This window comes from Azospirillum sp. TSH64 (genome assembly GCF_003116035.1).
GTDB lineage: Bacteria > Pseudomonadota > Alphaproteobacteria > Azospirillales > Azospirillaceae > Azospirillum.
In genome coordinates this window covers 3,734,553-3,759,270 of record NZ_LGQW01000015.1, presented here as the reverse complement: position 1 = coordinate 3,759,270, position 24,718 = coordinate 3,734,553, and the positions used below count along the sequence as shown (strand labels likewise).

Annotated in this window: 21 protein-coding genes; 12 read left to right on the top strand and 9 right to left on the bottom strand. The window is 66.9% G+C overall.

From position 1 onward, the window contains the following. Positions 1-47: 47 nt before the first annotated feature. Positions 48-329, top strand: coding sequence for a GNAT family N-acetyltransferase (locus TSH64_RS18455; protein ID WP_109452797.1), 282 nt, complete (start codon positions 48-50; stop codon positions 327-329). Here the strand turns inward: TSH64_RS18455 and TSH64_RS18450 are convergent. The 3 genes from TSH64_RS18450 to TSH64_RS18440 all read right to left on the bottom strand — a co-directional run bounded on the left by TSH64_RS18450 (position 326) and on the right by TSH64_RS18440 (position 2,974). Next, positions 326-1,012 carry a cupin domain-containing protein gene (locus TSH64_RS18450; protein WP_109447136.1) on the bottom strand — a complete coding sequence of 229 codons (687 nt, stop codon included), beginning with the start codon at positions 1,010-1,012 and terminating at the stop codon, positions 326-328. The two genes, TSH64_RS18455 and TSH64_RS18450, sit on opposite strands and share 4 nt — an antisense overlap. Further along, the gene (locus tag TSH64_RS18445) at positions 1,009-1,596 is read right to left on the bottom strand and encodes a sigma-70 family RNA polymerase sigma factor (RefSeq protein WP_247873020.1); all 588 of its coding nucleotides are present in this window, start codon (positions 1,594-1,596) and stop codon (positions 1,009-1,011) included. Before TSH64_RS18445 ends, TSH64_RS18450 begins: the two co-directional genes overlap by 4 nt. 139 nt (positions 1,597-1,735) lie before the next feature. Then, positions 1,736-2,974: an MFS transporter gene (locus tag TSH64_RS18440; protein ID WP_109447132.1), complete on the bottom strand. Its 1,239-nt coding sequence runs from the start codon at positions 2,972-2,974 to the stop codon at positions 1,736-1,738. 285 nt (positions 2,975-3,259) lie between these two features. Between TSH64_RS18440 and TSH64_RS18435 the strand changes: the two genes are divergently transcribed. From TSH64_RS18435 to TSH64_RS18420, 4 genes are all read left to right on the top strand, one after another. Then, positions 3,260-4,075: an enoyl-CoA hydratase-related protein gene (locus TSH64_RS18435; protein WP_109447130.1), complete on the top strand. Its 816-nt coding sequence runs from the start codon at positions 3,260-3,262 to the stop codon at positions 4,073-4,075. A gap of 32 nt (positions 4,076-4,107) precedes the next feature. Next, a complete protein-coding gene (locus TSH64_RS18430) occupies positions 4,108-5,289 on the top strand; it encodes an acetyl-CoA C-acyltransferase family protein (protein WP_109447128.1) in 1,182 nt (393 codons plus the stop codon). Positions 5,290-5,534: 245 nt separating this feature from the next. Beyond that, the gene (locus TSH64_RS18425) at positions 5,535-6,716 is read left to right on the top strand and encodes a glycine betaine/L-proline ABC transporter ATP-binding protein (protein ID WP_109447126.1); all 1,182 of its coding nucleotides are present in this window, start codon (positions 5,535-5,537) and stop codon (positions 6,714-6,716) included. Then, positions 6,709-7,635, top strand: a complete 927-nt coding sequence (locus TSH64_RS18420; RefSeq protein WP_109447124.1) for an ABC transporter permease subunit — start codon at positions 6,709-6,711, stop codon at positions 7,633-7,635. The genes TSH64_RS18425 and TSH64_RS18420 overlap by 8 nt, the downstream gene beginning before the upstream one ends. Positions 7,636-7,637: 2 nt before the next feature. Here the strand turns inward: TSH64_RS18420 and betI are convergent, their stop codons facing one another. Further along, positions 7,638-8,213: a transcriptional regulator BetI gene (gene betI, locus TSH64_RS18415; RefSeq protein ID WP_109447122.1), complete on the bottom strand. Its 576-nt coding sequence runs from the start codon at positions 8,211-8,213 to the stop codon at positions 7,638-7,640. A 192-nt stretch (positions 8,214-8,405) separates the two neighbouring features. Here betI and TSH64_RS18410 point away from each other — a divergent pair, with 192 nt between their 5' ends. The 6 genes from TSH64_RS18410 (at position 8,406) to TSH64_RS18385 (ending at position 17,681) form a co-directional block, all read left to right on the top strand. Further along, positions 8,406-9,380 (top strand): choline ABC transporter substrate-binding protein, encoded by a 975-nt coding sequence (locus TSH64_RS18410; protein ID WP_109447120.1) that lies wholly within the window; start codon positions 8,406-8,408, stop codon positions 9,378-9,380. A 258-nt stretch (positions 9,381-9,638) separates the two neighbouring features. Next, entirely contained in the window at positions 9,639-12,326 is a 2,688-nt protein-coding gene (locus TSH64_RS18405) for a HAMP domain-containing sensor histidine kinase (protein WP_109447118.1), read from the top strand. 39 nt (positions 12,327-12,365) lie between these two features. After that, positions 12,366-13,949, top strand: a complete 1,584-nt coding sequence (locus TSH64_RS18400; RefSeq protein ID WP_247873019.1) for an ABC transporter substrate-binding protein — start codon at positions 12,366-12,368, stop codon at positions 13,947-13,949. A 46-nt stretch (positions 13,950-13,995) separates the two neighbouring features. Next, positions 13,996-15,435 (top strand): diguanylate cyclase, encoded by a 1,440-nt coding sequence (locus tag TSH64_RS18395; RefSeq protein ID WP_109447114.1) that lies wholly within the window; start codon positions 13,996-13,998, stop codon positions 15,433-15,435. A gap of 380 nt (positions 15,436-15,815) precedes the next feature. Further along, positions 15,816-16,790 (top strand): pyridoxal-phosphate dependent enzyme, encoded by a 975-nt coding sequence (locus TSH64_RS18390; protein WP_109447112.1) that lies wholly within the window; start codon positions 15,816-15,818, stop codon positions 16,788-16,790. A 234-nt stretch (positions 16,791-17,024) separates the two neighbouring features. Then, a complete protein-coding gene (locus TSH64_RS18385; protein WP_109447110.1) occupies positions 17,025-17,681 on the top strand; it encodes a YitT family protein in 657 nt (218 codons plus the stop codon). Between the two features lie 32 nt (positions 17,682-17,713). Here the strand turns inward: TSH64_RS18385 and TSH64_RS18380 are convergent, their stop codons facing one another. The 4 genes from TSH64_RS18380 to TSH64_RS18365 form a co-directional block, all read right to left on the bottom strand. Next, on the bottom strand, positions 17,714-18,436 hold the full coding sequence (locus TSH64_RS18380; RefSeq protein WP_109447108.1) for a sulfur transferase domain-containing protein: 723 nt from the start codon (positions 18,434-18,436) through the stop codon (positions 17,714-17,716). A gap of 79 nt (positions 18,437-18,515) precedes the next feature. Beyond that, positions 18,516-19,514: a hypothetical protein gene (locus TSH64_RS18375; protein WP_109447106.1), complete on the bottom strand. Its 999-nt coding sequence runs from the start codon at positions 19,512-19,514 to the stop codon at positions 18,516-18,518. A 5-nt stretch (positions 19,515-19,519) separates the two neighbouring features. Next, positions 19,520-20,563 carry a hypothetical protein gene (locus TSH64_RS18370; RefSeq protein ID WP_109447104.1) on the bottom strand — a complete coding sequence of 348 codons (1,044 nt, stop codon included), beginning with the start codon at positions 20,561-20,563 and terminating at the stop codon, positions 19,520-19,522. Between the two features lie 121 nt (positions 20,564-20,684). Further along, on the bottom strand, positions 20,685-22,199 hold the full coding sequence (locus TSH64_RS18365) for a 5'-nucleotidase C-terminal domain-containing protein (RefSeq protein WP_109447102.1): 1,515 nt from the start codon (positions 22,197-22,199) through the stop codon (positions 20,685-20,687). A gap of 180 nt (positions 22,200-22,379) precedes the next feature. Between TSH64_RS18365 and TSH64_RS18360 the strand changes: the two genes are divergently transcribed. Then, the gene (locus TSH64_RS18360; protein WP_109447100.1) at positions 22,380-23,078 is read left to right on the top strand and encodes a type 1 glutamine amidotransferase; all 699 of its coding nucleotides are present in this window, start codon (positions 22,380-22,382) and stop codon (positions 23,076-23,078) included. On the opposite strand, the gene TSH64_RS18355 is transcribed toward TSH64_RS18360, so the two are convergent. Further along, complete coding sequence (locus TSH64_RS18355) at positions 23,035-24,687, bottom strand: molybdopterin-binding/glycosyltransferase family 2 protein (RefSeq protein ID WP_109447098.1); 1,653 nt, start codon at positions 24,685-24,687, stop codon at positions 23,035-23,037. The genes TSH64_RS18360 and TSH64_RS18355 overlap by 44 nt on opposite strands. Between the last annotated feature and the right edge of the window lie 31 nt (positions 24,688-24,718).

The window sequence follows — 24,718 nt, the reverse complement described above, 5'->3', positions numbered from 1 at the left end:
ATCGCGCGGCCCGGCCGCAAAACCGAACAACTATGGCGAAGGACATCATGAGCTTGCACGACAAGGTGCGGAAGAACGAGGAACTCGGCCGCTATGAGCTGACGGTGGCGGGCTCGACCGCGCTGGTCACCTACGACATGCGCGATGGCAAGATCGCATTGACCCACACCGAGGTGCCGGGTGCCCTGACCGGCCAGGGGGTGGGGTCTGAACTGGCGAAGGGCACGCTCGACGACATCCGGGCCCAGGGGCTGAAGGTGCTACCGATCTGCACCTTCATCGAGGCCTACATCAAGCGCCACCCCGAATATCAGGACCTCGTCGGCTAAAGCGGATTCCCGTCCTCGTCGAGGAAGATCAGATCGCCGTCCAGCAGGAAGAGGCAGATGCAGTCTTCCTCGCTGGCGCCGAAGGCGTAATGGTCGGTGCCGGCGACGTAGTGGGCGACGTCGCCGAGCCCGTAGCTGCCATATTCGTCGCGGAAGGCGCCGCGCAGGACCAGCAGCAGTTCGTCCGCGGTGTGGCGGTGCGCCGGAACCGGAGCACCCGAAGCCATGCGGAGCAGGCGGACCGTCGTGCCGGACTTCGTCGTGCCGGACAGGGTGCGCTCCCAGCCCGACAGCCAGACCCCCTTGGAGATCTCCCGCCAGGACCCGTCATCGGTCGGCGTGTCGATGGCGTCCGGCAGCCAGCTGCGCAGCGGTTCCGGCACCAGCCGTCCGCATGTCCGGCCGGCTGCGGGCAGCTCAATGGGGGCCGGCTCCTGTTGTATCCGCGCGGCGGTCAGCAGGCCGTCCATGCGGTCCAGCAGCGCATCCAGCCCATCGTCACCGGCGCAGGGCAGCTCTTCTAACCAGTTCCCGCACAAGGCTTCGTAAGACGCGACGCGCTGGCGGCAGTCCGGGCAGTAGGCGAGGTGGGTGGCCACCAGCAGTGACTTCCCGGCCCGCTCCTGCCCGCTGGCATAGCCGATCAGAAGCTGGTCGTCCGGATGGTGGAACGGCACCGTCACGCCTTGTCCCTCATGCTGCGTTTCAGATGGCCGAGCGCGAGGCGGAGCCGGGTCTTGACCGTTCCCAGGGGCACCTCCGTGTCTTCGGCGATCTCTTCATGGGTCTGTTCGAGAAAATACGAACGGCGCAGCACCTCGGATTGGTTCTCCGCCAGAGTTTCGATTGCATCCTGAAGTTGGCGGCTGCTCTGGACCATCTGGGCGGTCTCCTCCGGCGTGGCGAGGGAGGCGGGGGTCATCGCCGGATCGTCCGGGTCGGGGGCGGGGCGCATCTCCTTGCGCAGGCGGTCGATGCGCCGGTTGCGGGCGATGGTGAACACCCAGGTGCCGACGGTCGCCTGGGCCGGATCGAAGCTGGCGGCCTTCAGCCAGACCGTCAGCATCACGTCCTGGACCAGTTCCTCCGCCGTGCTGCGGTCGGCGCCGAGCCTCAGGCAATATTGCAGGATCTTCGGCGCGAAATGTCGGAACAGCGCAGCGAAAGCCGAGCGGTCGCGATCCTGCGCCACCGCGTGGACCAGCTCCCCGAACTGGTCGGCATCGGTCCGGGCGGCATCCGGGCTCCCAGCCCCGTCCCTGTTCAACGTCCCCGGCAAAAGGGGCCCACGCGAAAACGGCATTCAACCACCAGTCAGCATTCCAGCGGGCGGCAGTCTATCCCGAACTTCTTAACGGAGCATTCCCGAAAATCGTCAGTGTACCATTGGCCTTCCGAGTGTTCTCTCAGCGTGCTCTCAGCGCACTCATGGGATCGAGGGGAGACACGGTGGGGGTGGTCTGCGGCAGCGGGCGGAAGGCGGCCTGCGCCTCGGCGGGCAAGGGCGGGCGCATGCGGGTCCGCCACAGGCCATAGAGAGTGGCGCACAGCGCGCCGCCGGTGACGAAGCTGAAGAGCCCGGCCGGCCCGCTGGCGGTCATCAGTGCCGACGCCACCGGCGGGCCGATGATGGCGCCGACGGAATTGGCCAGGATCAGGCCGCCGCTGGCCGACACCATATCCTCCCGCCGGACGTAATCGTTGGTGTGGGCGAGGCAGACCGGATAGAGCGTGAAGGCCAGCCCGCCGAACAGCGGCGCCACCAGCATCAGCGCCAGCGGCTGGTCCATCCCGGCGGCGGCGATCATGCCCAGGCTGGTCAGCGACAGGGCGGCCGACAGGCCGATGATGACGCTGCGCCGGTCGAAACGGTCCGACAATCGGCCGAGCGGCCATTGCAGCGCCATGCCGCCGAGGATCAGCGCCGACATGAACAGCGCCGTGCCCGACACGCCGAAGCTGGAGGAGGCCCCGAACACCGGGGCCAGCCCGTAGATCGACCCGGTGATCGCCCCGCTGATGAACACCCCCGCCACCCCCAGCGGCGAGCTTCGATAAAGCCGCCCGATGCCGAAGGAGGAGACGTTGGGCAATTGCGGCGGCGTGGTCCGCGTCAGGGCCACCGGCACCAGGGCCAGCGTCAGCAGGATCGACACGATCATGAACAGCCGCACGCCCGCCTCGTCGTCCAGGCGCAGCAACTGCTGCCCGACGCCGGACGCGCCATAGAGCGTCACCATATAGGCCGACAGCAGCTGCCCGCGGCTTTCGTTGGTGGCGGTGCCGTTCAGCCAGCTTTCGATGCACATGTAGAGACCGGCCATGCAGAATCCCTGCGTCAGCCGCAGCACGGCCCAGAGCGGCGCATCGACGAACAGCGCGTGCGACAATGCTGCGACCGACACGACGGAGGCGAAGGCGGAGAAAGCCCTGATATGGCCGACACGGGTGATGATCCGATGCGCATAGAGCGATCCCAGCGTCAGCCCGGCATAATAGGCTGCGGTGATCATGCCGACCGCCGTCGCACCGGACTCCGTCGCCGACAGCCTCAGCCCGATCAGGGTCGACATGGCTCCGTTCGCCAGCATCAGAAAGGCGACGCCCAGCAGAAGCGAGGCGACCGAACGCACAACAGGTGGCATGCCTTGACTCCTCCTCCGCCGTCAGTGGGTCAGGGCCGGAGAGCCGGTCGGGGGCCGATGATGCATGGCGATGCTCCAAATCTCTGTTGGCGTGCGGTGACGCGGCCTGTCGCAAGGTCCAACAGCGAAGCCATGGATTTGGTCCGCCACCGGGGCGGGGAGCAGGGATGCGGCCCCGGGTTGTGGCCCGGAGATATGAGTGACCGTTGGGTCAACCGGACCGTTGACAGGTCATACCGATCGGTAACATACCTTCCATCAGGTAGAGATTCGGGAGACGCCAGGATGTCAGACACCGCGCCCGCCACCCCATCGCCGGTCCAGCTCGTCCGCGAGGGGGCGGTGTCCTGGATCCGGCTGAACCGCCCCGGCGTGCTGAACGCGCTGGACGAGCCGACCGCCGCCGCCTTCCTCGACGCTTGCCGCAGCGTGGCGGAGGAGGGCGGGTCAGGGCCGACGCGGGTGCTGGTGATCGCTGGCAACGGCCGCGGCTTCATGGCCGGCGGCGATGTCGGCCGTTTCAACGACGATCCTGCCGCCGCACCGGCGGTGGCCGGCGCCATCATCGCCCATCTGCATGAGGCGCTGCGCGTTCTCGACTGGCTGGACGTGCCGGTCCTGGCCTCCGTCCATGGACCGGTGGCCGGGGCGGGGATGAGCCTCGCCAGCGCCGCCGATCTCTGCATCGCCGCCGACGACGCCAAATTCACCATGGCCTATGCCCGCATCGGCGCCACGCCGGACGGGTCGGGCAGCTTCCATCTGCCGCGCCTTGTCGGTCTGCGCCGTGCCATGGAACTGGCGATGCTGTCCGATGTGATCGACGCGGCGGAGGCGCTGCGGATCGGGCTGGTCAACCGGGTGGTGCCGGCGGCATCCTTGGCGGAGGAGACGGCCAAGCTGGCCGGACGGCTCGCCGCCGGCCCGACCGTCGCCTATGCCGGCGTCCGCCACCTGATGCGCCAGTCCTTCGACCGGACGCTGGACCAGCAGCTGGATGCCGAGCGCGACCGCTTCCTCGCCACCGCCGCCACCAGCGACTTCATCGAAGGCATCAGCGCCTTCGTCGCCAAGCGCAGGCCGGACTTCACCGGCCGCTGAGCGTCCTTATTGTCCGAGAAGTGGACCGAACCATGCAGAACGACATCGTCATCGTCGGCGCCGCCCGCACCGCCATCGGCGGCTTCGGCGGCAGCCTCAAGGATGTGCCGCTGACCCGGCTCGCCACCGTGGCGGTCAAGGCGGCGCTGGAGCGGTCCGGCACTGCGCCCGACACCGTCGGTCATTTGGTGATGGGCAACGTCATCCCGACCGAGACCAACGACGCCTATCTCAGCCGCGTCGCCGCCATCGATGCCGGCATCCCCATCGGTACGCCCGCCTTCAACGTCAACCGGCTCTGCGGCTCCGGCCTCCAGGCCATCGTCTCGGCAGCGCAGTCCATCGCGCTCGGCGACTGCGACGTCGCCATCGGCGCCGGTGCGGAGTCGATGAGCCGCGGCCCCTATTTCGTGCCGAGCGCCCGCTGGGGCACCCGCCTGGGCGACGGGGCGCTGGTCGATTACATGAACGGCATCCTGCACGACCCATGGCAGAAGATTCACATGGGGGTGACGGCGGAGAATGTCGCCGCCCGCTACGGCATCGACCGCGAGGCACAGGACGCCCTGGCGCTGGAAAGCCAGCGCCGCGCCGCCCGCGCCATCGCCGAGGGCCGTTTCAAGGACCAGATCGTCCCGGTGGAGATTGCGTCCCGCAAGGGCACCATCGTCTTCGACACCGACGAGCATGTCCGCGGCGACGTCACCCCGGAAGGGCTGGCGAAGATGAAGCCGGTGTTCAAGAAGGACGGGTCGGTCACCGCCGGCAACGCCTCCGGCCTGAATGACGGCGCCGCCGCGGTGGTGCTGGCTGATGCCCGCCGTGCCGAGGCGCTGGGGCTGAAGCCGCTGGCCCGCCTCGTCGGCTATGCCCATGCCGGCGTCGAGCCCGACTATATGGGTATCGGCCCGATCCCGGCGACCCGCAAGGTGCTGGAGCGCACCGGCCTGTCGGTGGGCGACTTCGACGTCATCGAATCCAACGAGGCTTTCGCGGCCCAAGCCTGCGCGGTGATCCGCGAGCTGGATTTCGACCCGGCCAAGGTGAACCCCAACGGCTCCGGCATCTCGCTCGGCCATCCGGTGGGTGCGACCGGCGCCATCATCACGGTGAAGGCGATCCACGAACTGCACCGCACCGGCGGCCGGTATGCCTTGGTGACCATGTGCATCGGCGGCGGCCAGGGCATCGCCGCCATCTTCGAGCGCGTCTGAGGACCCGGTCGGAGGATCAGGGCAGGTACGGGCGGGCAACCCCGCCCGTACCCAAAAAATCTCCTCAGGTTTTTCATTGAACGATCAATCAAAATAAAATCGGCGTCTGTCTGCGGCCAATTGCGCAACAGCACCATCAAAATGCAGGTTTCGTGAACGCAGCTATCGACCGCGCCCCTCGTCTCGGGGCAATCTACGGCCCGATTGCCTTCACCCTGGTCTGTTGCGTTCCGGAAGCCTTGCCCATGACGACGATTCTGCCCACGCCCACCGGTTCGTCTTCGGCGACGATTGGACAGGTGCGTCTGGCGGTGCGCGGCCTGCGCAAGGTCTTTGCCGACGATCCGCGCCCGGCGCTGGAGATGCTGCGCCGCGGGGCGACCAAGGCGGAGGTCCTGCATCGGCTGAACGTCAATGTCGGCGTGGCCGAGGCCAGCTTCGACATCCGGGCGGGCGAGATCTTCGTCATCATGGGCCTGTCCGGGTCGGGCAAATCGACCATCATCCGGCTGCTGAACCGCCTGATCGAACCGTCGGAAGGGGAAATCCGGCTCGATGGCAGGGATCTGACCGCGCTTCCCTACGCCGACCTCGTCGAGGTGCTGCGGCGGGACATGAGCATGGTCTTCCAGTCATTCGCCCTGCTGCCCAACCGCACCGCGCTGGAGAACGCCGCCTTCGGGCTGGAGGTGGCCGGGGTGAAGCGGGCAGAGCGGCGCCGGGCGGCGCTGGCCGCCCTGGAGCGGGTCGGTCTGGCGGACTATGCCGACCGCTATCCGGACGAGCTGTCCGGCGGCATGCAGCAGCGGGTGGGGCTGGCCCGCGCACTGGCCAAGAATCCGACGATCATGCTGATGGACGAGGCTTTCTCGGCACTCGACCCGCTGATCCGCACAGACATGCAGGACGAGCTTCTGCGGCTCCAGCGCGAGGATGCCCGCACCATCGTCTTCATTTCCCACGATGCGGAGGAGGCGATGCGTATCGCCGACCGCATCGCGGTGATGGAGGATGGCCGGATCGCCCAGATCGGCACCCCGGCGGAAATCCTGCGCGCGCCGGCCGACGACTATGTCCGCGCCTTCTTCCGCGGCGTCGATGCCTCGCGCGTGCTGCGCGCCCGCGACCTCGCCCGGCCGCCCGACGACGGGACCGCGGGGGAGCCCGGACGGTTCCGCTACCGCACCGATGCGGCCGGCTATTTCCGCGGCGTGCTGGCCGGCGACGGCGCATCGGCCCTGTTCGGGCTGGAGCCGGTGGCGGCCGACACGCCGATCCATGCCCTGCTCGGCCGGGTCGCTGCGGCCCCCTGTCCGCTGCCGGTCGTCGAGCCGGACGGCCGGCTCATCGGCGTGATTTCCCGCGCGGCGCTGCTGGCGGCGCTCGACCGCGGCGAGGCCGCCGGGCGCGAGGTGCGGCATGGCTGACATCGCGCTGCTGGATATCGAGTGGCTGAACGAGACCATCGGCGGCGGCATCGCCCGCGGCGCCGAATGGCTGGTGACGACGATCCTCGACCATGGGCAGCCGGCGCTGACGCTCATCGCCGCGACGGTGGATGGGTTGGGAGAGGCGTTGGACGGGCTGCTGCTGGGGGTGCCGCCCTGGCTGCTGGCGCTGATGCTGTCGGCGGTCGCGCTCTGGCGGGTCGGGCGCGCCTTCGCGCTGTTCACCCTGCTGTCGCTGGGCGGGATCTTCGTGATGGGGCTGTGGGAGCCGACGGTGTCCACCCTTGGGCTGGTTCTCGCCTCCACCGTGCTCAGCCTGATCGGCGGGGTGCCGCTCGGCATCTGGATGGCGCGCAGCAAGATCGCCGACGGGGTGGGCAAGACGCTGCTGGACCTGATGCAGACGATGCCGGCCTTCGTCTATCTGATCCCGGCGGTGTTGTTCTTCGGTCTGGGCCGGGTGCCCGGCATCATCGCCACCGTGGTCTTCGCCATGCCGCCGGCCGTTCGCCTGACGGCGCTCGGCATCCGGCAGGTGCCGGCGGAACTGGTCGAGGCCGGGCGCGCCTTCGGTTGCCGCGACCATCAGCTCCTGTTCAAGATTCAGCTGCCCAACGCCCTGCCGTCGATCATGGCCGGGGTGAACCAGACCATGATGATGGCACTGTCGATGATCGTCGTCGCCTCGATGATCGGCGCCGGGGGGCTGGGGAACGTGGTGCTCCAGGGCATCCAGCGTTTGGACATCGGCCTCGGTGTGCAGAGCGGCCTGGCCGTGGTTCTGCTGGCCGTCGTGCTCGACCGCATCACGCAGAGCTTTGGCCGGGTGAGCGGTCGCGGTGCCGGCCGCCGCCGGGCCGCCGCCGGGACTGCCGGACGGCGCTGGTGGCGGCGGTGAGGTCAGGCGTTCAGCTCGGAATCGAGGTAGCCCAGCGCCACCGCCCGGGCGGCGCTGCCGTCGATGGCGCCGGTCAGCGCGAAGCGCAGCCACAGCCCGTCGATCATCGCCGCCAGCCCGACGGCCACCCGCTCCGCCCGGTCCGGCGGCAGCAGAGGACGCAGGGCATGCAGCAGGTTGGAGTGCAGCCGGCGGGCATTGATCCGTTGCAGCCGGGCCAGCGCCGGGTTGTGCGGCGCCTGCGCCCAGAAGCCGAGCCAGGCCGCGACCACCCGCGGTTCGAACTGGCCGGGGGCGAAGTTGCAGTCGACGATCGCCTCCAGCCGGGCGCGCGGCGAATCTGCGGTCGCCAGCCGCTGGGTCGCGTCGTCGCGCAGCTGTTGCAGCATGCTGCGCATGGTGGCGGACAGCAGCTCGTCCTTGCCGCCGAAATAATGGTGGATGATGCCCGGCGAAACGCCGGCCCCCCGGCTGATCGTCTGGACCGTGGTGTCGGCCAAGCCATGCTCGCCCATCGAGGTGATGGTGGCGTCGATCAACTGGCGGCGGCGGATCGGTTCCATTCCGACTTTGGGCATGGGGCTGGCGGTCTCCTGTCCTGTTCAGCCAAGACGGTTTCAACCGGGACCTTGGCCTGTATCGCAACAAATGCGCCATTTTCGCCGGTCCGTCGATGGCGAAATCGGCAGACCCGGTGACGCAGACCGGATGGACCGGAACGGCAAAGCCCGGACAACAAGCCCGAACGACAAGAAAGAGGAGTTGAGGATATGAACGGATGGATGGCCCTGGCCAAGGGTATCGCGGGTGCCGGCATCGCTGCGGTCGTGACGCTGGGCGCCGGCGGGGCGCTGGCCGCCGAACCGGCCTCCTGCAAGGCGGTGCGCTTCGGCGACGTCGGCTGGACCGACATCGCGGCGACGACGGCGCTCGCCTCCGTCACGCTCGACGCGCTGGGCTACAAGCCGACCACCACCATGTCGTCGGTGCCGCTGGTCTACACGGGCCTGAAGACCAAGTCGCTGGACGTCTTCCTCGGCAACTGGATGCCGACGATGGAGCCCTTCGTGAAGCCGGTGCTGGAAGACGGCTCGGTCGAGGTGACGCGCGTCAATCTGGAAGGCGCCAAATACACGCTGGCCGTGCCGAAATACGCCGCCGAGGCCGGGCTGAAGACCTTCGCCGACATCGCGAAGTTCAAGGACAAGCTGAGCGGCAAGATTTATGGCATCGAGGCCGGCAACGACGGCAACCTGATCATCGACAAGATGCTGAAGGCCGACGCCTTCGGCCTGAAGGACTTCAAGCTGGTGGAATCCAGCGAGGCCGGCATGCTGGCCGAGGTGAAGCGCGCGACGCGCAACAAGGGCTGGGTGGTCTTCCTGGGCTGGGAGCCGCACCCGATGAACAAGAGCTTCGAGCTGACCTATCTGGAGGGCGGCGACGACTGGTTCGGCCCCAACCTCGGTGGCGCCACGGTTTCGACCAACGTCCGCAAGGGCTATGCCGCGGAATGCCCGAATGTCGGCAAGCTGCTGTCCAACTTGTCCTTCACGCTGGCGATGGAAAACGCCGTGATGGACGACATCATGAACGGCAACAAGAAGCCGGACGCCGCCGCGAAGGCCTGGCTGAAGAAGAATCCCGACATTCTGAAGAGCTGGCTGTCGGGCGTTACCACCATTGATGGCAAGGATGGGCTGGCTGCGGTGCAGGCCAAGCTCGGCGTCGCAACCAAGTCGTAACGGGCCAAGTCCTAACCGGCCAAGTCGTAAACGGCATCGGATGGGGCGGGATGGAGCGGCGTTTCGCCCCATCCCGCCTATCGCTTTCTTTCCGGTGGCTTTATCCCTTTGCCACGGTCCATTGCTCTGCTAAGGCCCATTAGGTCCTGCGTGCGGAGCGTTCGTGGCGGATCGCCATTCACCCTTTTCCGGGAGCCTGCCCCTCTCCCGGCACTCGTACCGGGCAGCCGACGCGCGTGATTGCGCGGCGGGACGCGCATGAGGATTCGCTCGCGCATCGCGGTCGTCGGGGGCGTGCCGGTCATGGTCGCGGCGGTCATCGCGGTGGCCGGCGGGCTGCTGCTGGCCCGCAGCGAGCGGGTTTACGAATCGGCGGTGCTCGCAGGTTCGGTCTATCGCGACGTGCTGGCGGCGACCGCAGCCCGCATCGACTATCTTCAGGTGGCTCCCGCCGACCGTGCCAGCCGCGCCGACCGTTTCGAAAGCATGTCGGACTCGGCGGCGGCCGAGTTGCGCCAGCTGGACAAGGCCGGATCGGCCAATACCCATCGGGCGGAGGTGGAGCGTGCGACCGCCGTGCTGGCGCGCTATGTCGACCAGATGCGCAGCTTCATCCAGGTGACCGCCGCGAACGACTCCGCGGTGGCCGACATGGGGCTTCACGCCTCCACCCTGATGGCGCTGACCGACCGCGCCCGCGAACGCCAGCATGCCGCCAACGTCGATTCCCTCGGATCCCTGACGGAGGCCGACCAGCGCCTGCGGGACAGCCGCGACGTGGTCGACAGCGCCCATGAGCTGCGCGAGGCGATGCTGGATTTGCAGCGGGCGGAGGCCCAGCATGTCGCCGCCCTCGGGTTCGGAGTCGGGTTGTTCGGCAGCGGCCGCCCCCTGACCCCGGCTGATTTCCACATCGCCATCGACAGGCTGACTGGAACCGCTGACCGGTTGCAGTCGGCCTTGGATCGGACCGACCCGCTGGTCGATCGCTATCCGGCGAGGCAATCGGCCGCCCGCTATGCCGCCACGGTGGACGGGTTGCAGGCGGCCGTCACCGAACTGCGTGCGGCCCAGGCCGAACGTGACGCGGCATTGAGCCGCTTCGAGGCGGCTGTGCAGGCGGCAGCGGGCCTGGGGGGAGACGATGCCGAACGGCCGGCCATCAGCAGCCCCTTGGGCGAGCGGATGCTGGCCGAGCAGATCATCCGCACGCTGCCGGTGGTGCGGGCGCTGGTGCTGACCGGAACGCTGAACCGCCAGCCCGACGTAACCTTCCTGTCCTCCATGTTGCCGTCCTTGCGTGTGCCGCTGGACGGGCTTTACCGGGTCCAGGCCCGTGCCGCTGCGGCCCAGCAGGCGCTCGAAGCCGCCCAGCGCGCCGGGGCGGACGCGGCATCCACCATCGAGGGGCTGACCGCCCGCATCCTGATGGTCAAGGCCACCGGTTACACCGCGATCCAGGACGAGGTGGTGCAACTGATCGCCTACGCGATCCAGGCCAACGACACCGAGCAGGAGACGCAGAACGTCGCCGTCGTCGCCCTGCGTCTCGGCCGTCGGGCCGCCGACGCGGTGGCGGTGCGCGACGCCGAGGAGGCCGACCGCATCGTCGCCGATGCCGGCGCCCTGCTGGAAACGGTGCGCGGCCTTCCCATGTCGCCGCTGTTGCAGGACGAGGTGCTGTCGGCCATCCGCAACTGGCGGGACAGTCTGCGCCGCACCGCCGAGGGGCTGCGCCGCCTCAACCAACTGCTGATCACGATGGACCGCGATGCCGGCGCGCTCGTGGAAACCGCAAGGCAGCTGGACGAGACCTTCCGGGACGAAGCCGCGCGCATCGGCGAACTGCTGACCCGTATCCTGGTCATCGGGGCGACCATCGGCTTGCTGCTGGGCGGCGGCGCCGCGGCGGTGGTGGCCCGGTCGATCAGCCGGCCGGTGCTGCGCCTGCAAAAGCAGATGACCCGGCTGGCCGAGGACCCGCTGGCCGGCCCGATCGACGGCACGCGCCGCCAGGACGAATTCGGTGCGATGGCGCGTGCTGCCGCCTTCTTCATCCGCGAGATCGGCCTGCGCGAACAGGCGGCCCGGCAGGCGAAGGACCGCGCCGACCGCGCCCTGGAAGACCTGCGACGCACCCAGGCCGACCTGATCCAGGCTGAAAAGATGGCTTCGCTGGGTGGCTTGGTTGCCGGCGTGGCGCACGAGATCAACACGCCGCTGGGCAACGCCCTGATGGGAGCCACCCATCTGGAGGATCGGTTGGCGATCCTGGCGCGGCAGGCGAGCGGGGGCAATCTGCGCCGCAGCGACTTCGCCGAGTTCCAGGAGACGGCTGACGAGATCGCCCGGCTGCTGGTGCTGAACCTCCAGCAGGCCTGCGAGCTGGTGCAGAGCTTCAAGCAGGTCGCCGCCGACCAGACCAGCGGCGAGGAGCGGCTTTTTCTGCTCAAGCCTTATCTGGAGGATTTGGCGACCAGCCTCAGCCCGTCCTGGCGCCGGGCGGGCCACAGCCTGCGGGTGGACTGTCCCGAAGCCATCGAGATCGACGGCTTTCCCGGCGTTCTGGCACAGATCCTGACCAATCTCGTGATGAACTCCATCACCCACGCCTATCGCGAAGGACAGAGAGGCCAGCTGCTGATTGCCGCCTCCGCGCAGGGCACCGACATGGTGACGCTGGTCTACTCCGACGACGGCCGCGGGATTGCCCCCGCCGATCTGGGCCGGGTGTTCGATCCCTTCTTCACCACCCGACGCGGTACGGGCAGCACCGGTCTCGGCCTGCACATTGTCTATAATCTCGTGGCCAATCGGCTCGGTGGAAAGATCGCGGTGGATAGTCTTCCCGATAGAGGCGTGCGGTTCACCATTCGCTTTCCACGACGATTTGCCACTGATAACATGACGTTGGTCGCCGCAGTGCCATCCCCGCAGGAGCAGTGAATGCCTTTGCCGCCGCAGACGTTGACGGGGACTCTTGCCATGAGGGCGGCTGTTCTTTTCGGGCTTGCGACCATGCCCGGCGCGGCGCTGGCGGAAAAGTCTCTCGTCTACTGCACCGAAGGAAATCCGCAGAGCTTCAATGCGCAGCTCTCGACCTCCGGCACCACCGTGAATGCGGTCACACCGCTCTTCAACAATCTGGTTGAAATGGGGGCGGATGGGCAAATCACGGACAGCGGACTGGCCGAATCCTATACGATCTCGGCCGACGGTCTGATCTATGTATTCCATCTTCGCCGGAATGTAAGCTTCCATTCCAACGAACTGTTCACCCCGAGCAGGCCGCTGAATGCCGACGACGTTCTATTTACCTTCGAGCGGCAGTGGCATGCCGACCATCCCTATCACAATGTCGGTCCGGCAACCTATGATTACTTCAAGGATATGGGGCTGCCGACCCTGTTGAAATCGGTGGTGAAGTTGGACGACCACACCATCCGCATCACTCTGGACCATTCGGAAGCGCCCTTCCTCGCCGATCTGGCGATGCCGTTCCTATCGGTCCAATCCGCCGAATATGCGGATTTCCTGCTGAAATCCGGCCGCCAGACATCATTCGACGAGATGCCCATCGGAACGGGACCGTTCCAGCTGGTGTCCTACCAGAAGGACGTGGCGATCCGGTACAAGGCCTTCGACGGCTATTGGCGCGGGCGCCAGCCGCTGGACAATCTGATCTACTCGATCACGCCGAACATCGCGGTTCGCCTGAACAAGCTGCGGTCGGGTGAATGCCATGTGATGATTTTTCCCAATCCGGCCGAGTTGGGGAACATCGAGAAGGATCCGAATCTGGTGCTGGAACGGCAGGATGGGCGGAACGTCGCCTATATGGCGCTCAACACCCAAAAGCCGCCGCTCGACGATGTACGGGTGAGGCGGGCGATCACGCTGGCGATCGACAAGCGCACCCTGGTCGATGCGGTCTATCAGAATGGCGGGATGCCGGCCAAGAACCCGATTCCGCCCGGCATGTGGTCCTACAATGACAGCATCGAGGATCACCCGTTCGATCCGGTCGAGGCGCGCCGCCTGCTGGTCGAGGCGGGCTATCCCGAAGGCTTCACCCTGGACCTGTGGTACCCGCCGGTGACGCGCCCCTACCTGCCCAACGGCAAGCGTGCCGCCGAAATGATCCGGGAGAATCTCGAACGCGTCGGGATCAAGCTGACCCTGAAGACCGAAAGCTGGGGCAATTATCGCAGGCAGGTGACCCAGGGCGAGCAGGACATGGTCCTCTATGGCTGGACCGGCGACAATGGCGATCCGGACAACTTCCTCTATTTTCTGCTGAACTGCGGTGCTGTGCGTCCCGGCGGCGCCAACATCGCGAGATGGTGCAATCCCGATTTCGAAGAGCAGATCACCAAGGCCAAGGTGACCAGCGATGTCCCCCGCAGGACTGCCCATTACCGCAAGGCCCAGCAGATCTTCCATCAGGAAGTCCCGTGGTTTCCCATTGCGAACTCGATCATCGTCGTTGCCCATCGCAAGGAGGTGAAAAACTACACGAACAACATTTTCAATCAGGATTTTTCTGGTGTCGACATCGAGGCCCGGTGAGTACAGGCTTATGCAACCCTCAACTGGGCAATTCCCGGCAGGTGACATGTCGCCCGACGATCTGATGTTCGAGGATGACGAAGCCGACACGGTGTCGGCGCGGCTGACGACGACGGCCGTGCCTTGGCCGGTGCTGGTGGTCGATGACGACGAGCAGGTGCATGCGATGACGCGCGTGCTGCTGAACGATTTCGAGTTCCAGGGCCGCCGCTTCGCCATCGTCAGCGCTTTTTCCGCAGCGGAGGCGCGGACGATCCTGGCCGAGCGGCCGGACCTGCCCGTGGTCCTTCTCGACGTTGTGATGGAAACGCAGGATGCGGGCTTGCGCCTGGTCCATCACATCCGGCGCGACCTGGGCAACCGCCACATCCGCATCATCCTGCGCACCGGCCAGCCCGGACAGGCGCCGGAACGCGATGCCATCGTCGCCTATGACATCAACGACTACAAAAGCAAGGCGGAGCTGACCGCCCAGAAGCTGTTCACCAGCCTGGTCAGCGCCGTGCGCGGCTGGTGCGATCTGGTCACCATCGAGACGCTGAACCAATCGCTGGAGCATCGCGTCGCCGAGCGCACCGCGGAGCTGGAACGGCAGACCGCCTTGGCCGAAGAGCAGCGCCGCTTCATCGAGAATCTGGTGGAGCTGATGCCGAGCCCGGTCTGGTACAAGGACTCGGCCGGCCGCTATGCCCTGTGCAACCGTGCCTTCCGCGAGCTGTTTCCGAACGCCGCCGACGGCACCGAATGGTCATCCGAGGATCAGGAACTTCCGGGCCAGGATCTCCCGGAACAGGCTTCGTCCGGCACAGGCGCCTTTTCCTTCGAAACCAGCGTTGCCGGGCCGGGTGGCGATGTGCGTGAGTTGCTGGTGGTGAAGCGTCCGCTGACCTCGCCGGACGGTGCCGCGACGGGCGTGATCGCCATCGCCACCGACATCACGGAGCGGCGGCGGATGGAGCGCGAACTCCAGCGCCTCGCCACCACCGACCCGCTGAGCGGCGCCCACAACCGCCGGCATATTCTGGAGCTTCTGGAGCGTCTGCTGACCGGGCGGGACGTTGTCATGGAGGGGCGTCAGGCCGCCGGCATGGCTTGCCTGATCATGCTCGACATCGACCATTTCAAGCGCATCAATGACGAGATGGGCCATGGCGCCGGCGACATCGCGATTCGCCGGGTGGTCGAGGTGATCCGCGGCCAGATGCGCGCGACCGACCAGATCGGCCGCATCGGTGGAGAGGAATTCGCCATCCTGCTGCCGGACAGTTCGCAAGCCGACGGTGTGGCCATCGCGGAGCGGCTGCGCAGCGGCCTCGCCGCGCTGGCAATCGAGCTGCCGGATGGCCGGAACTTCCAGCTGACCGGAAGCTTCGGTCTGACCGAGGTGCGGACGCTGGGAGATACGGTGGAAAGCGTGCTTGGGCGGGCCGATCAGGCGCTCTATCGCGCCAAGGCGCTCGGGCGGAACCGGGTCGAGGTGATGTGAAGCAGGGTATCGACCTGCGACAATTTGAACGATGACGGCTTGACCGCCGCTGCAACAACGGGTATCCAGATCCCATGAACACCACCGACACCATGCGAATGCGAATTACCGGCCCGGCGCTCTGAAGCGTCGGAGAGTTGCCGTCTTCGTGTTCAATGGTCGTGTGGAGTGTGTGGCGTGTCGCTGCACCATGTGGTTGCCGGAACCCTCAATCCGGTTCATGACAGGTCCAAGGCTTTGACCGCTGCTGCGGCGCCGTCTTTTGGCGTCCGTTTCGGCGAGCGAATGTGTGGCTCGGCGCGAATTATTCTCCCGGTCCGCTGAGGCGGTCCGGGGCACGCCCGACTTACCCAAAAATTCGTTCGCCAAGGATCTTCGCGATGTTCACCGCGCATGCCGATGCCGCGCGCACCCTTTCCGTCTGCGCTCCCCTCCACCGATCCCTTGAAGACCGCCTGCCGGCATGGCTGCCGTTTTCGGCGGTGACGGATGCCGCCGAGCGGCTGTCCGGCCAGATCGTCCGCACGCCGCTGCTGCATGCGCCGACGCTGGGCCGGGATCTGTGGCTGAAGGCGGAGGTGTTCCAGGCCACCGGCGCCTTCAAGGAGCGCGGCGCGCTGAACCGCCTGCTGCGGCTGACGGCACCGGAACGGGCCGGCGGCGTGGTGGCGATGTCGGCCGGCAACCATGCCCAGGGGGTGGCGCTGCATGCCGCCCGGCTGGGGGTGCGGGCCACCATCGTGATGCCCGAGACGGCCCCGCGCTGCAAGGTGGAGCGCACTGCGGAACTGGGCGCCGAGGTGGTGCTGCACGGCGCCACGGTCGGCGAGGCGAAGGGCAGGGCGCTGGAACTTGCCGCTGAACGCCGGCTGACCTTCCTTCACCCTTATGACGATCCCGACGTGATCGCCGGGCAAGGAACCGTCGGACTGGAGATCCTGGCCGACCGGCCGGATGTCGACACGGTGGTGGTTCCGGTCGGCGGCGGCGGCCTGCTGGCCGGGGTGGCCGCCGCGGTGAAGGCGCAGAACCCGTGGGTGCGGGTGATCGGCGTGCGCCTGGCCCGGCGGGGCGGTCCGACGCTGGCCGACGGCATCAACGTCCATGCGCTCGGCAAGCTGCCCCAGGCAATCGTGAACACCCTGGTCGACCGGGTGGTCGAGGTCGAGGAGGCGGAGATCGCCGCGGCAATGAGGGCTCTGCACCGTTCTTTCGGCGTGGTTGCCGAGGGAGCCGGGGCTGCGGGGATCGCCGCGGTGCTCGGCGGCCGGCTGGGACGGACCGGACGGACGGTGGCGGTTCTGTCCGGCCGCAACGTCGATGGCGACACGCTGGCACGGACGCTGGCGGCGTGAATTTCGGTCACTCATCAATCGGCTCGGCCGCCTGTCCTCTTTCCCCATCCAACGCCGTCCTGGCAAAAGGTTGAGAGGAGGACGGGCTGGCACCAAAGGACCATCGCATCAGCCATCCCCCCGCAAATCGCATACCTCGTCTCTTCACCGAAGCGAAGTATGGATAGGTCAGCAGAAATGACCTATATTGGTCGTCGCCTGTAAACACACAGGTGACACCGAGGGGTAGCTGGTATGACGAACAATTCCGCCTCGACCATTTCGTCATCCCCTGCATCTGTCACTTACGAACGCCCGAAGGCGGCGCACAGTGTCTTTGATAATTTGCAAGGACAACTGTTCGGCATTGTCATGACATCCTTCGGGATTGCCATTCTTCATGCCGCCGGCCTGGTCACCGGGCAGGCTGCCGGGCTCGCTTTTGTGATTTCTTACGCAACCGGCATCGATTTCGGAACTCTGTTCTTCCTGGTCAATCTTCCCTTCTATTTTCTTGCGCTGGCGCGTATCGGCGTCGGTTTTACGGTCAAGTCGCTGATCGCGGTGACCGGCATCGCCCTGCTGTCCGGCCTGCTGCCGACGATGATGAGCTTCAGCGCCATCAACCCCTATGTCGCGGCGGTGCTGGCGGGCTTCTGCGTCGGGATCGGCGTCATCGCCCTGTTCCGCCATGGGGCCAGCGGTGGCGGGGTCGGCATCCTTGCCTTCTACCTGCAGGAGAAGACCGGCTTCCGCGCCGGTTGGCTGCAGTCGCTGTTCGATCTGGCGGTGTTCTCGGCGGCAGCCTTCGTGCTCGATTGGCCGGCGCTGCTGGCGTCCATCCTGGGGGCTGCCGTGCTGAACGCCTTCGTCGCCTTCAACCACCGCGCCGACTGGTACGTCGCCCGCTGAACGGATTTGGTACGCTTAGGGGACGGGCCGCTCTATTCGCGGCCCAGCACCCGGTCGACCACCGCGTCGGCCCATTCGCGCGACCGGAAGCTCGCCTTGGCTTCCACCGGGTCATAGACGCGCTCGACCCAATCCCAGAAAGCGATGGGGCGCTTCTGGTTGTAGGCGGCGTACAGCTCGAAGAAGTAGTCGAGGATGCCGGTCTTCGCCTGCTTGAAGTGGCCGTATTTCCAAGACAGCTGCTTCATCGCCTGTTCGAGCGGCTGGCCTTCATGGGCGAACAGATACAGCGTCGACATGAAGCCGGCGCGGTCGGCGCCCGACTTGCAGTGCATCAGCGCCGGATAGGTCATCGTCTTGAACAGTTCGCGCGCCTTCAGAAGGGTTTCCTTCTTCGGCATGTCACGCGAGTTCACCGGGAAATCGACCAGTTCCAGCCCATGGGCGCGGCAGGCCTCCGCCTCCAGGATGTAGGAGGCACAATCGCGCGAGCCGCGCAGGTTCAGGATCGACTTGACACCGTTGCGCGCCGCCGCCGCGATGTGCGAGGGCGAGGGCTGGCTCGCCCGGTACATGTTGGGCGAGATGCGGTAGGTGTTGGAATAGATCAGCCGGAAACAGGCATGGTCGATGAATACGGCTTCCAGATGGCCGAGCGCACGCTGCCATGGCGTCGCCATGCGGCTTCGGCTGCGCTTGATCGCATCGGCAAGCGCGGTGGTGGTGACCGCCCGCAGGGTGCTTTTCTTCGCCAACTCAAACCTTCCGACTCTGACGGAACGCCAACATAGGCATGGTCGCCGTTCCGTCAAGAACCACCATCGCGTAAAAGGGTCAGGCCACCCTGTCCTGCATCCGCACATACATGCCGTATTGGGCGGCCAGCGTCAGCACGATTTCCATGTACAGGTTGATCAGGCCGTTGGCGTAGAAAGCCGGGCAACCGGTGTAATGGCGTTCCCCCGCCATCGCGGTCGGCTCGATCAGGTCGGTGTTGAGCACGATCAGGTCCTTGTCCGGATCGTAGAGGAAAGCCGACTGGTCGGTGCGCAGCGGATGGATGGCCTGATGGTCGTCGGCCTCGATCTTTCCCGCCGCCATGAATTGGCACAGCATGCCCAGGCTGCCCATGGCGAGCGGCAGCACCTGCTTCAGGCTGCGGCGGGCGAGGTCGTCATAAGCCGCGGCCTCCAGCCCCGGCCGCAGCAGCGGCGCCGCTTCCACCAGATTCCAGCAGACATGCAGTGCGGTGTGGCTGCCGGTCTTGGTGATCGACAGCATGTCGTAGCCGGACGGGCCGTGCAGCACCGACTTCTGCAACTCGCGCCCCAGCACATAGCCGGCGGCGGCCATGTCGGTGATGGTCCCCTCCGTCCGGCAGCGGTCCTCCTCCACCATCACCTTGATCGCCCAATCCTTGATGATGGCGTCCAGCAGATGGCAGATGGAATCGCGAAGGAAGCCGACCATGCGGTCGGGATCGGCAGCGGCCATGCCATCGGGATCGGCGAAATCCAGCCCGTGCGGCGACTCCGGCGGGGTTGCCAGCAGCAGATGCCCGTTATCGTCCAGCGGCATGCGGGCGATGATGTGCTCCCGCAGGTCGGAATAGAGGAATCCCAGCAGCGTGTTGATCGCGACCTTCTCGAAATCCTCCTTGCGGGTGTCGGCATGGGCCGGGCAGTGGCCGGCCAGCGTCAGCAATTCCTCGCTGAGCAGATAGTTCGGGTCTTCGGCGATGCGGTGCAGGATCGGCGCGAGGTTGATCCGGGTCATCCCGGCATCCTCATGCGCGCCGGCATAAGTCAGGGCAAAGTCATTGGTGCGGGCCATCGGGCTCAGCCCTCCTGCAGGCGGTCGTAGACGGAGTAGTCGAGCGCCAGCCCGGCGACGATGTCGAGATACAGCTTGATCAGGTTGGTGGTGTAGAAGGCTGGGCAGCCGGTGTAATAGCGCTCGCCCGGCTTGGTGAAGGTGACGATGGGATCGGCATTCAGCCGGATCAGCCCGTTGGCGTCCAGGATGAAGGCCTTCTGGTCCTTGGGCAGCCGGTGCACCGCAAGGCCGTCGGGCGGTTCGATCCCGCTTTCCTCCATGTAATGGACCAGCATGCCCAGGCTGGACATCGACAGCGGCACGATCTGCTTCAGGCTGCGGTGGACGAGGTCGTCGTAGAAGGCCGCGTCCCGTCCCGGCACCAGCAGCGGTGCGGCTTCCACCATCGCCCAGCAGATGTGGATGGCGGTGTGGCTGCCGGTCTTGGTGATCGACAGCATGTCGTAGCCGGCGCGCTGGTAGAGCGGCGAATGTTCCAGCACCGTGCGCAGGACGAAGGTCGCCGCCGCCTCCAGCGAGATCTCGCCGGAGCCCTGGGAGCGGAAATACTCCTCCTCCCGTACCAGATCGACGGCCCAGCCGGTGATCAGCCCATCCAGCAGATGGCAGGTGGCGTCGCGCAGGACGGAGCAGAGCACGTCCGGTGCCGCCGCGGCCATGGCGTCGCGGTCGGCCGGGTCGAGCCCGTGCGGCGAACGCGGCGGGATGGGGAGCATTGGCCGTCCGTCCTCATCGAAAGGCAGCTTGCCTGCGATGTGGTCGCGCAGCCGGTTGAACAATAGGGCCAGCAGGCTGTTGACGGCCACCTTGTCGGCATCGTCCTGCGGGATCGGGGCCGTTCCTTCGGCAGCGCCCTCAGTCTTGCCGGCATGGAACGGGCATTGCCCGGCACCCTGGCGGAACTCCTGGCTGAACAGAAAACTCGGATCGGTCTGAATGCGTTGCAGGATGTGCGCGATCGACACCCGGCCCAGCCCGGCCTCGCCATGGGCGGTGTTGAAGGTCAGGGCGAAGTCGTTGGAACGGGCGGTCAGGGTATCGGACATGCGGCGGCCTTGGGCGCTGGTCTGAGGGCGGATCCGGGGCGGACGGGCTACCCTAAAGGGAAATGGCCGCCACGCGCAACGGAGTGACGGCCCAGGGCACTATAATGTCCCGGCTGCTGCGTTATTTTGCCACGATCCTGCCATCCACCGCCGGGGCCACCGTTTTCTTGGCCTCGACGTAGTTCATCACGATGGTTGCCAGCAGCACCGCGCCCGACGCATCGACGATGACTTTGGAATGCGGGAAGGCGGCATAGCCGTCGCCGCCCTTCAACATGTAATCGTTGGTGGCGACGCGGTAGGTCGCCTGCGGGTCCACCGGCTTGCCGCCGACCATGATCGACGTCACCCGCCGCCCGGCCGGCGCCTTCGGGTCGTAGGTCATGGTCAGGCCGGAAACCTGCGGGAATCTGCCGGCCTTCTCCTCCACCTTGCTGACGCCGTGTTCGAGGGTGGAGATCAGATCCTGCCCCGACATGTCAACCAGCACGCCGACATTGCCGAAGGGCAATTCGGCGAAGATGTCCTTGCGGGTCAGCTTGGACCCGGCGGGATGCAGCGCGTCGGCGCGGATGCCGCCGCCGTTGGTGATGGCGACGTCGGCCTTCAGCGTGTCGCGCAGGGCGTCGGCGATCAGGTTGCCCATGCTGGCTTCGCGGCTGCGCACGACGTCCTTGCGGCTGTCGAGTTCCGTCGTCGTCGTGCCGATCACCACCGCCAAGTCGCTGTCCAGGCGCTTGGTATAGCCCTCCACCACTGTCTCGACCTCCGGGTCGGGAGCGACGCCGGCGGTGGTGACGAAGCGCCATTCGGTCGGAACGGTGGTGGTCGCCGGACCCTTGCCGGCATCCTTGGTTTCGACGGCCAGCTTCACGACGCCGAGATACTGTGCATCGTGCCCGGCCTTCAGGATCAGGGTGGACCCCTCATAGAAGCTGATCGGGTCATGGTCGTGGCCGCCCAGGATCAGGTCGATGCCCTTGACCTTGGACGCCAGTTCGCGGTCCTCCTCGATGGTCAGGTGGGTCAGCGCCACCACGACCGAGGCTCCCTTGGCTCGCAACTCCTTCACCGCCGCCGCCGCCGTCTCCAGCACCGGCGGGAAGTCGAGGCTCGGACCGGCGCTCGACAGGCGGGCGGTGTCGGGGGTGATCAGGCCGAGGAAGCCGACGGTGATGCCGTCTATGGTCCGGGTCCAGCTCGGCACCGTGCTGGCGAAGGCGGAGCCGTCGGCCGACCGCACATTGGTGCCGATCCAGGGAAACTTCGATTCGGCCATGCGCTGCTTCAGCAGGTCGGGACCGAAGTCGAATTCATGGTTGCCGAAGGTCACTGCATCGACGCCGATGGCATTGAACAGCGCGATCATCTGCTCACCGCGCGTCGTGCCGGACAGTAGTGACGGCGACAGGAAATCGCCGCCGACCGTGGTGATCGCATCGGGGGCGGCGGCGCGTTCGCGCTTCAGCAGCGTCATAAGCGGCCCGAACCCGCCCTGTCCCTTCACCGGCGCGATTTCATACACGTCGTTGACGTGCAGGAAGGTCAGCGTGCCGCTTTGCGACCAGGCGGGCAGTGCGGTGCCGAGCATGATGGCGAACAGCGGTGCTGCGACGAGACGGGTGCGGGACAGCATCTGAACGAACCTCCGGCGGAAAGAGGGTGCCTGACGCACTCTAGATCAGCTTTTTATCGTGGCGCATAGCGGCTTTGCACATCGGGGCATGCGGTTGGGAAAGGCTGTGTCTTGAACTCTGCCCGCAACGGTCTCACAACTTCATGACAGCCTTACCAACGACGCGAGCCGAGCAGACCCATGCGCATTCTGGTCGTCCAGAACAGCCGTACCGCCCCCATCGGTCTGGTGGGCGATGCGCTGACCGACAACGGCGCCACCCTCGTCACCATCGCCGCCAACGAGGGGGAGGCGATCCCCGACAAGGACGGCTATGCCGGACTGGTGGTGCTGGGCGGTCCGCAGGACGCCTGGGACGATGAGAAGGGGCCGCATTTCGGCCGGGTGATCGAGACAATCCGCGACTTCACCGAAGCCGACCGGCCGGTGATGGGCATCTGCCTGGGCGCGCAGCTGGCGGCCCGCGCCTATGGCGCCAAGGTCTACCGCCACACCATTCCGGAACTGGGCATCCACCGCGTCAGCCTGACCGACGGCGCGCAGGACGACCCGCTGCTTGGCGGCTTCGGTTCCGAACTGAATCTCGCCCAGTGGCATTACGACACCTTCGAGTTTCCCGAGGGCGCCGTGCCGCTGGCCTACAGCGAAGCCTGCGACCGCCAGGCCTTCCGCCTCGGCCGCGCCACCTATGCCTTCCAGTTCCACCCCGAGGCCACCGGCGACATCCTGCGCGGCTGGGCCTCGCGGATCAGGGAAGAGGCGCGGCAGACCAATGCGGAGATGCTGCACGGGCTGGAAGACTCGATCGTCACCCATCTGCCGGTGGCGGAGCAATTCACCCGGGAGATGACCCGGCGCTGGCTGGATCTGGCGCGCTGACGGTTTCCGCGAAGCGGGCCAGCAGATCGGGGGTGTCCACGTCGTAGAGGATGCCGGCATCGTCGACCGGCACCTCGCACAGCCGGTCGGCATGCTGGCCGATCAACCGCTTGGCACCGGCGTCGCCGCTCAGCCCCGCCATTTCGGTGAAGAAGGCCCGGTCCCACAGCACCGGATTGCCCTGCTTGCCGTGGGTGGTCGGGATGCAGATCGCGCGGCCTTCCAGCGGGCTGTAGGCGGCGATCAGCCGGTCGATCACGGCGGACGCCACCCGCGGCATGTCGCCCAGGCAGACGACCACCGCGTCAGAGTCGCCCGGTACCGCCGCCAAACCGGCACGCAGGGAGCTGCTGAGTCCCTCGGCGAAGGCGGGGTTGTGAACGAAGGTGACCGGGCGGTCGGCCAGCGCCCGCGCCACACGCTCCCCCTGATGACCGGTGACCACGATCACGGTGGCGGCCTGCGAGGCGAGGGCCGCATCGACGGCGCGGGCGACCAGCGGAGCGCCGTTGACCTCCGCCAGCAGTTTGTTGGTCTGTCCCATGCGGCTGGAACGGCCGGCGGCCAGCACCAGCGCCGTGACGCGCGGCGCCCGTGGCGCTTCCGTCGCCACGCCGGCGCGCGGCAGCGGGCGTGTCGGGATCTCCGCAAGCAGCCCGCCGACACCCATCCGCATCACCTCGGCCCGGCTGGGCGGAATGCCGGCGGCGATGCGCTGCAACACCCAGTCGAAACCGTTCAGCTTGGGCGAGCGCGCACAGCCCGGCAGCCCCAGTACCGGTTTACCGTCGCGCCGCGCCAGCAGCAGCAGGTTTCCGGGATCGACGGGCATGCCGAAATGTTCCACCACGCCGCCGGCCCGCCCGATGGCGGCAGGCAGCACGTCGCGGCGGTCGGTGATGGCGGAGGCGCCGGCAATCAGCAGCAGGTCGGCGGTCGGTGCCCCGGCGATCTGCGCCGCCAATTCCGCCTCGTCATGGGCGCAGCGCGAGTCGTGGATCAGCGTGCCGCCGATGGCTTCGACCCGCTCCCGCGTCACGGCGACGGTCTTGTCGAGAACGCTCTCTTTCACCCCCGGAAGCCGTGTCTGGATCAGCGCCACCGACAGCGGACGGTAGGGCAGGACGGCCAGCGGGGACGGTCCGTCCATGGCGATCCGCTCCGCCTGCTCCACCGCGCCGGCGGGGGCGGCGAAGGGGATGATCTTGACGGTGGCCAGCATCTGTCCGGGCTCGACCGGGGCGAAGTCGGGCAAGGTGGCGATGGTGACGCTCTCGTCGATCTCGTTGATCGCGTCGATGCGGGATGGGGCAAGCCGCAGCAGGCCGTGCGATTCGGCGAACAGGTTGACCCGGCCGGTGAAAGCGGCGGCGACCTGGACGGCGCCGCCCGCCACGGCGGCAGCGATGCGGCTGGCGGCGGCATCCTCGCCGATGTCGCTGTCGGACAGCTTGGCGGCGATCACCTCGGCGATGCCGGCCTCGCGCAGGGCTTCGACGTCATCGGTCGACAGCCGGCGGCCCTTCTTGAAGGCGATGGAGCCCAGACGCAGGGAATGGGCGAGAGTCGCGCCTTCGGCGTCGGACAGGGGAAGCGGGCCGAAGAACATGGGGGCTCCGGATGGGCGCGGTCGGTGTTCA

Bases quoted from the DNA above. Each gene is read 5' to 3' on its own strand.
- TSH64_RS18455 (WP_109452797.1), top strand. From the start codon at position 48: ATGAGCTTGCACGACAAGGTGCGGAAGAACGAGGAACTCGGCCGCTAT.
- TSH64_RS18440 (WP_109447132.1), bottom strand. From the start codon at position 2,974: ATGCCACCTGTTGTGCGTTCGGTCGCCTCGCTTCTGCTGGGCGTCGCC.
- TSH64_RS18435 (WP_109447130.1), top strand. From the start codon at position 3,260: ATGTCAGACACCGCGCCCGCCACCCCATCGCCGGTCCAGCTCGTCCGC.
- TSH64_RS18430 (WP_109447128.1), top strand. From the start codon at position 4,108: ATGCAGAACGACATCGTCATCGTCGGCGCCGCCCGCACCGCCATCGGC.
- TSH64_RS18425 (WP_109447126.1), top strand. From the start codon at position 5,535: ATGACGACGATTCTGCCCACGCCCACCGGTTCGTCTTCGGCGACGATT.
- TSH64_RS18420 (WP_109447124.1), top strand. From the start codon at position 6,709: ATGGCTGACATCGCGCTGCTGGATATCGAGTGGCTGAACGAGACCATC.
- betI (WP_109447122.1), bottom strand. From the start codon at position 8,213: ATGCCCAAAGTCGGAATGGAACCGATCCGCCGCCGCCAGTTGATCGAC.
- TSH64_RS18410 (WP_109447120.1), top strand. From the start codon at position 8,406: ATGAACGGATGGATGGCCCTGGCCAAGGGTATCGCGGGTGCCGGCATC.
- TSH64_RS18405 (WP_109447118.1), top strand. From the start codon at position 9,639: ATGAGGATTCGCTCGCGCATCGCGGTCGTCGGGGGCGTGCCGGTCATG.
- TSH64_RS18400 (WP_247873019.1), top strand. From the start codon at position 12,366: ATGAGGGCGGCTGTTCTTTTCGGGCTTGCGACCATGCCCGGCGCGGCG.
- TSH64_RS18395 (WP_109447114.1), top strand. From the start codon at position 13,996: ATGTCGCCCGACGATCTGATGTTCGAGGATGACGAAGCCGACACGGTG.
- TSH64_RS18390 (WP_109447112.1), top strand. From the start codon at position 15,816: ATGTTCACCGCGCATGCCGATGCCGCGCGCACCCTTTCCGTCTGCGCT.
- TSH64_RS18385 (WP_109447110.1), top strand. From the start codon at position 17,025: ATGACGAACAATTCCGCCTCGACCATTTCGTCATCCCCTGCATCTGTC.
- TSH64_RS18375 (WP_109447106.1), bottom strand. From the start codon at position 19,514: ATGGCCCGCACCAATGACTTTGCCCTGACTTATGCCGGCGCGCATGAG.
- TSH64_RS18370 (WP_109447104.1), bottom strand. From the start codon at position 20,563: ATGTCCGATACCCTGACCGCCCGTTCCAACGACTTCGCCCTGACCTTC.
- TSH64_RS18365 (WP_109447102.1), bottom strand. From the start codon at position 22,199: ATGCTGTCCCGCACCCGTCTCGTCGCAGCACCGCTGTTCGCCATCATG.
- TSH64_RS18360 (WP_109447100.1), top strand. From the start codon at position 22,380: ATGCGCATTCTGGTCGTCCAGAACAGCCGTACCGCCCCCATCGGTCTG.
- TSH64_RS18355 (WP_109447098.1), bottom strand. From the start codon at position 24,687: ATGTTCTTCGGCCCGCTTCCCCTGTCCGACGCCGAAGGCGCGACTCTC.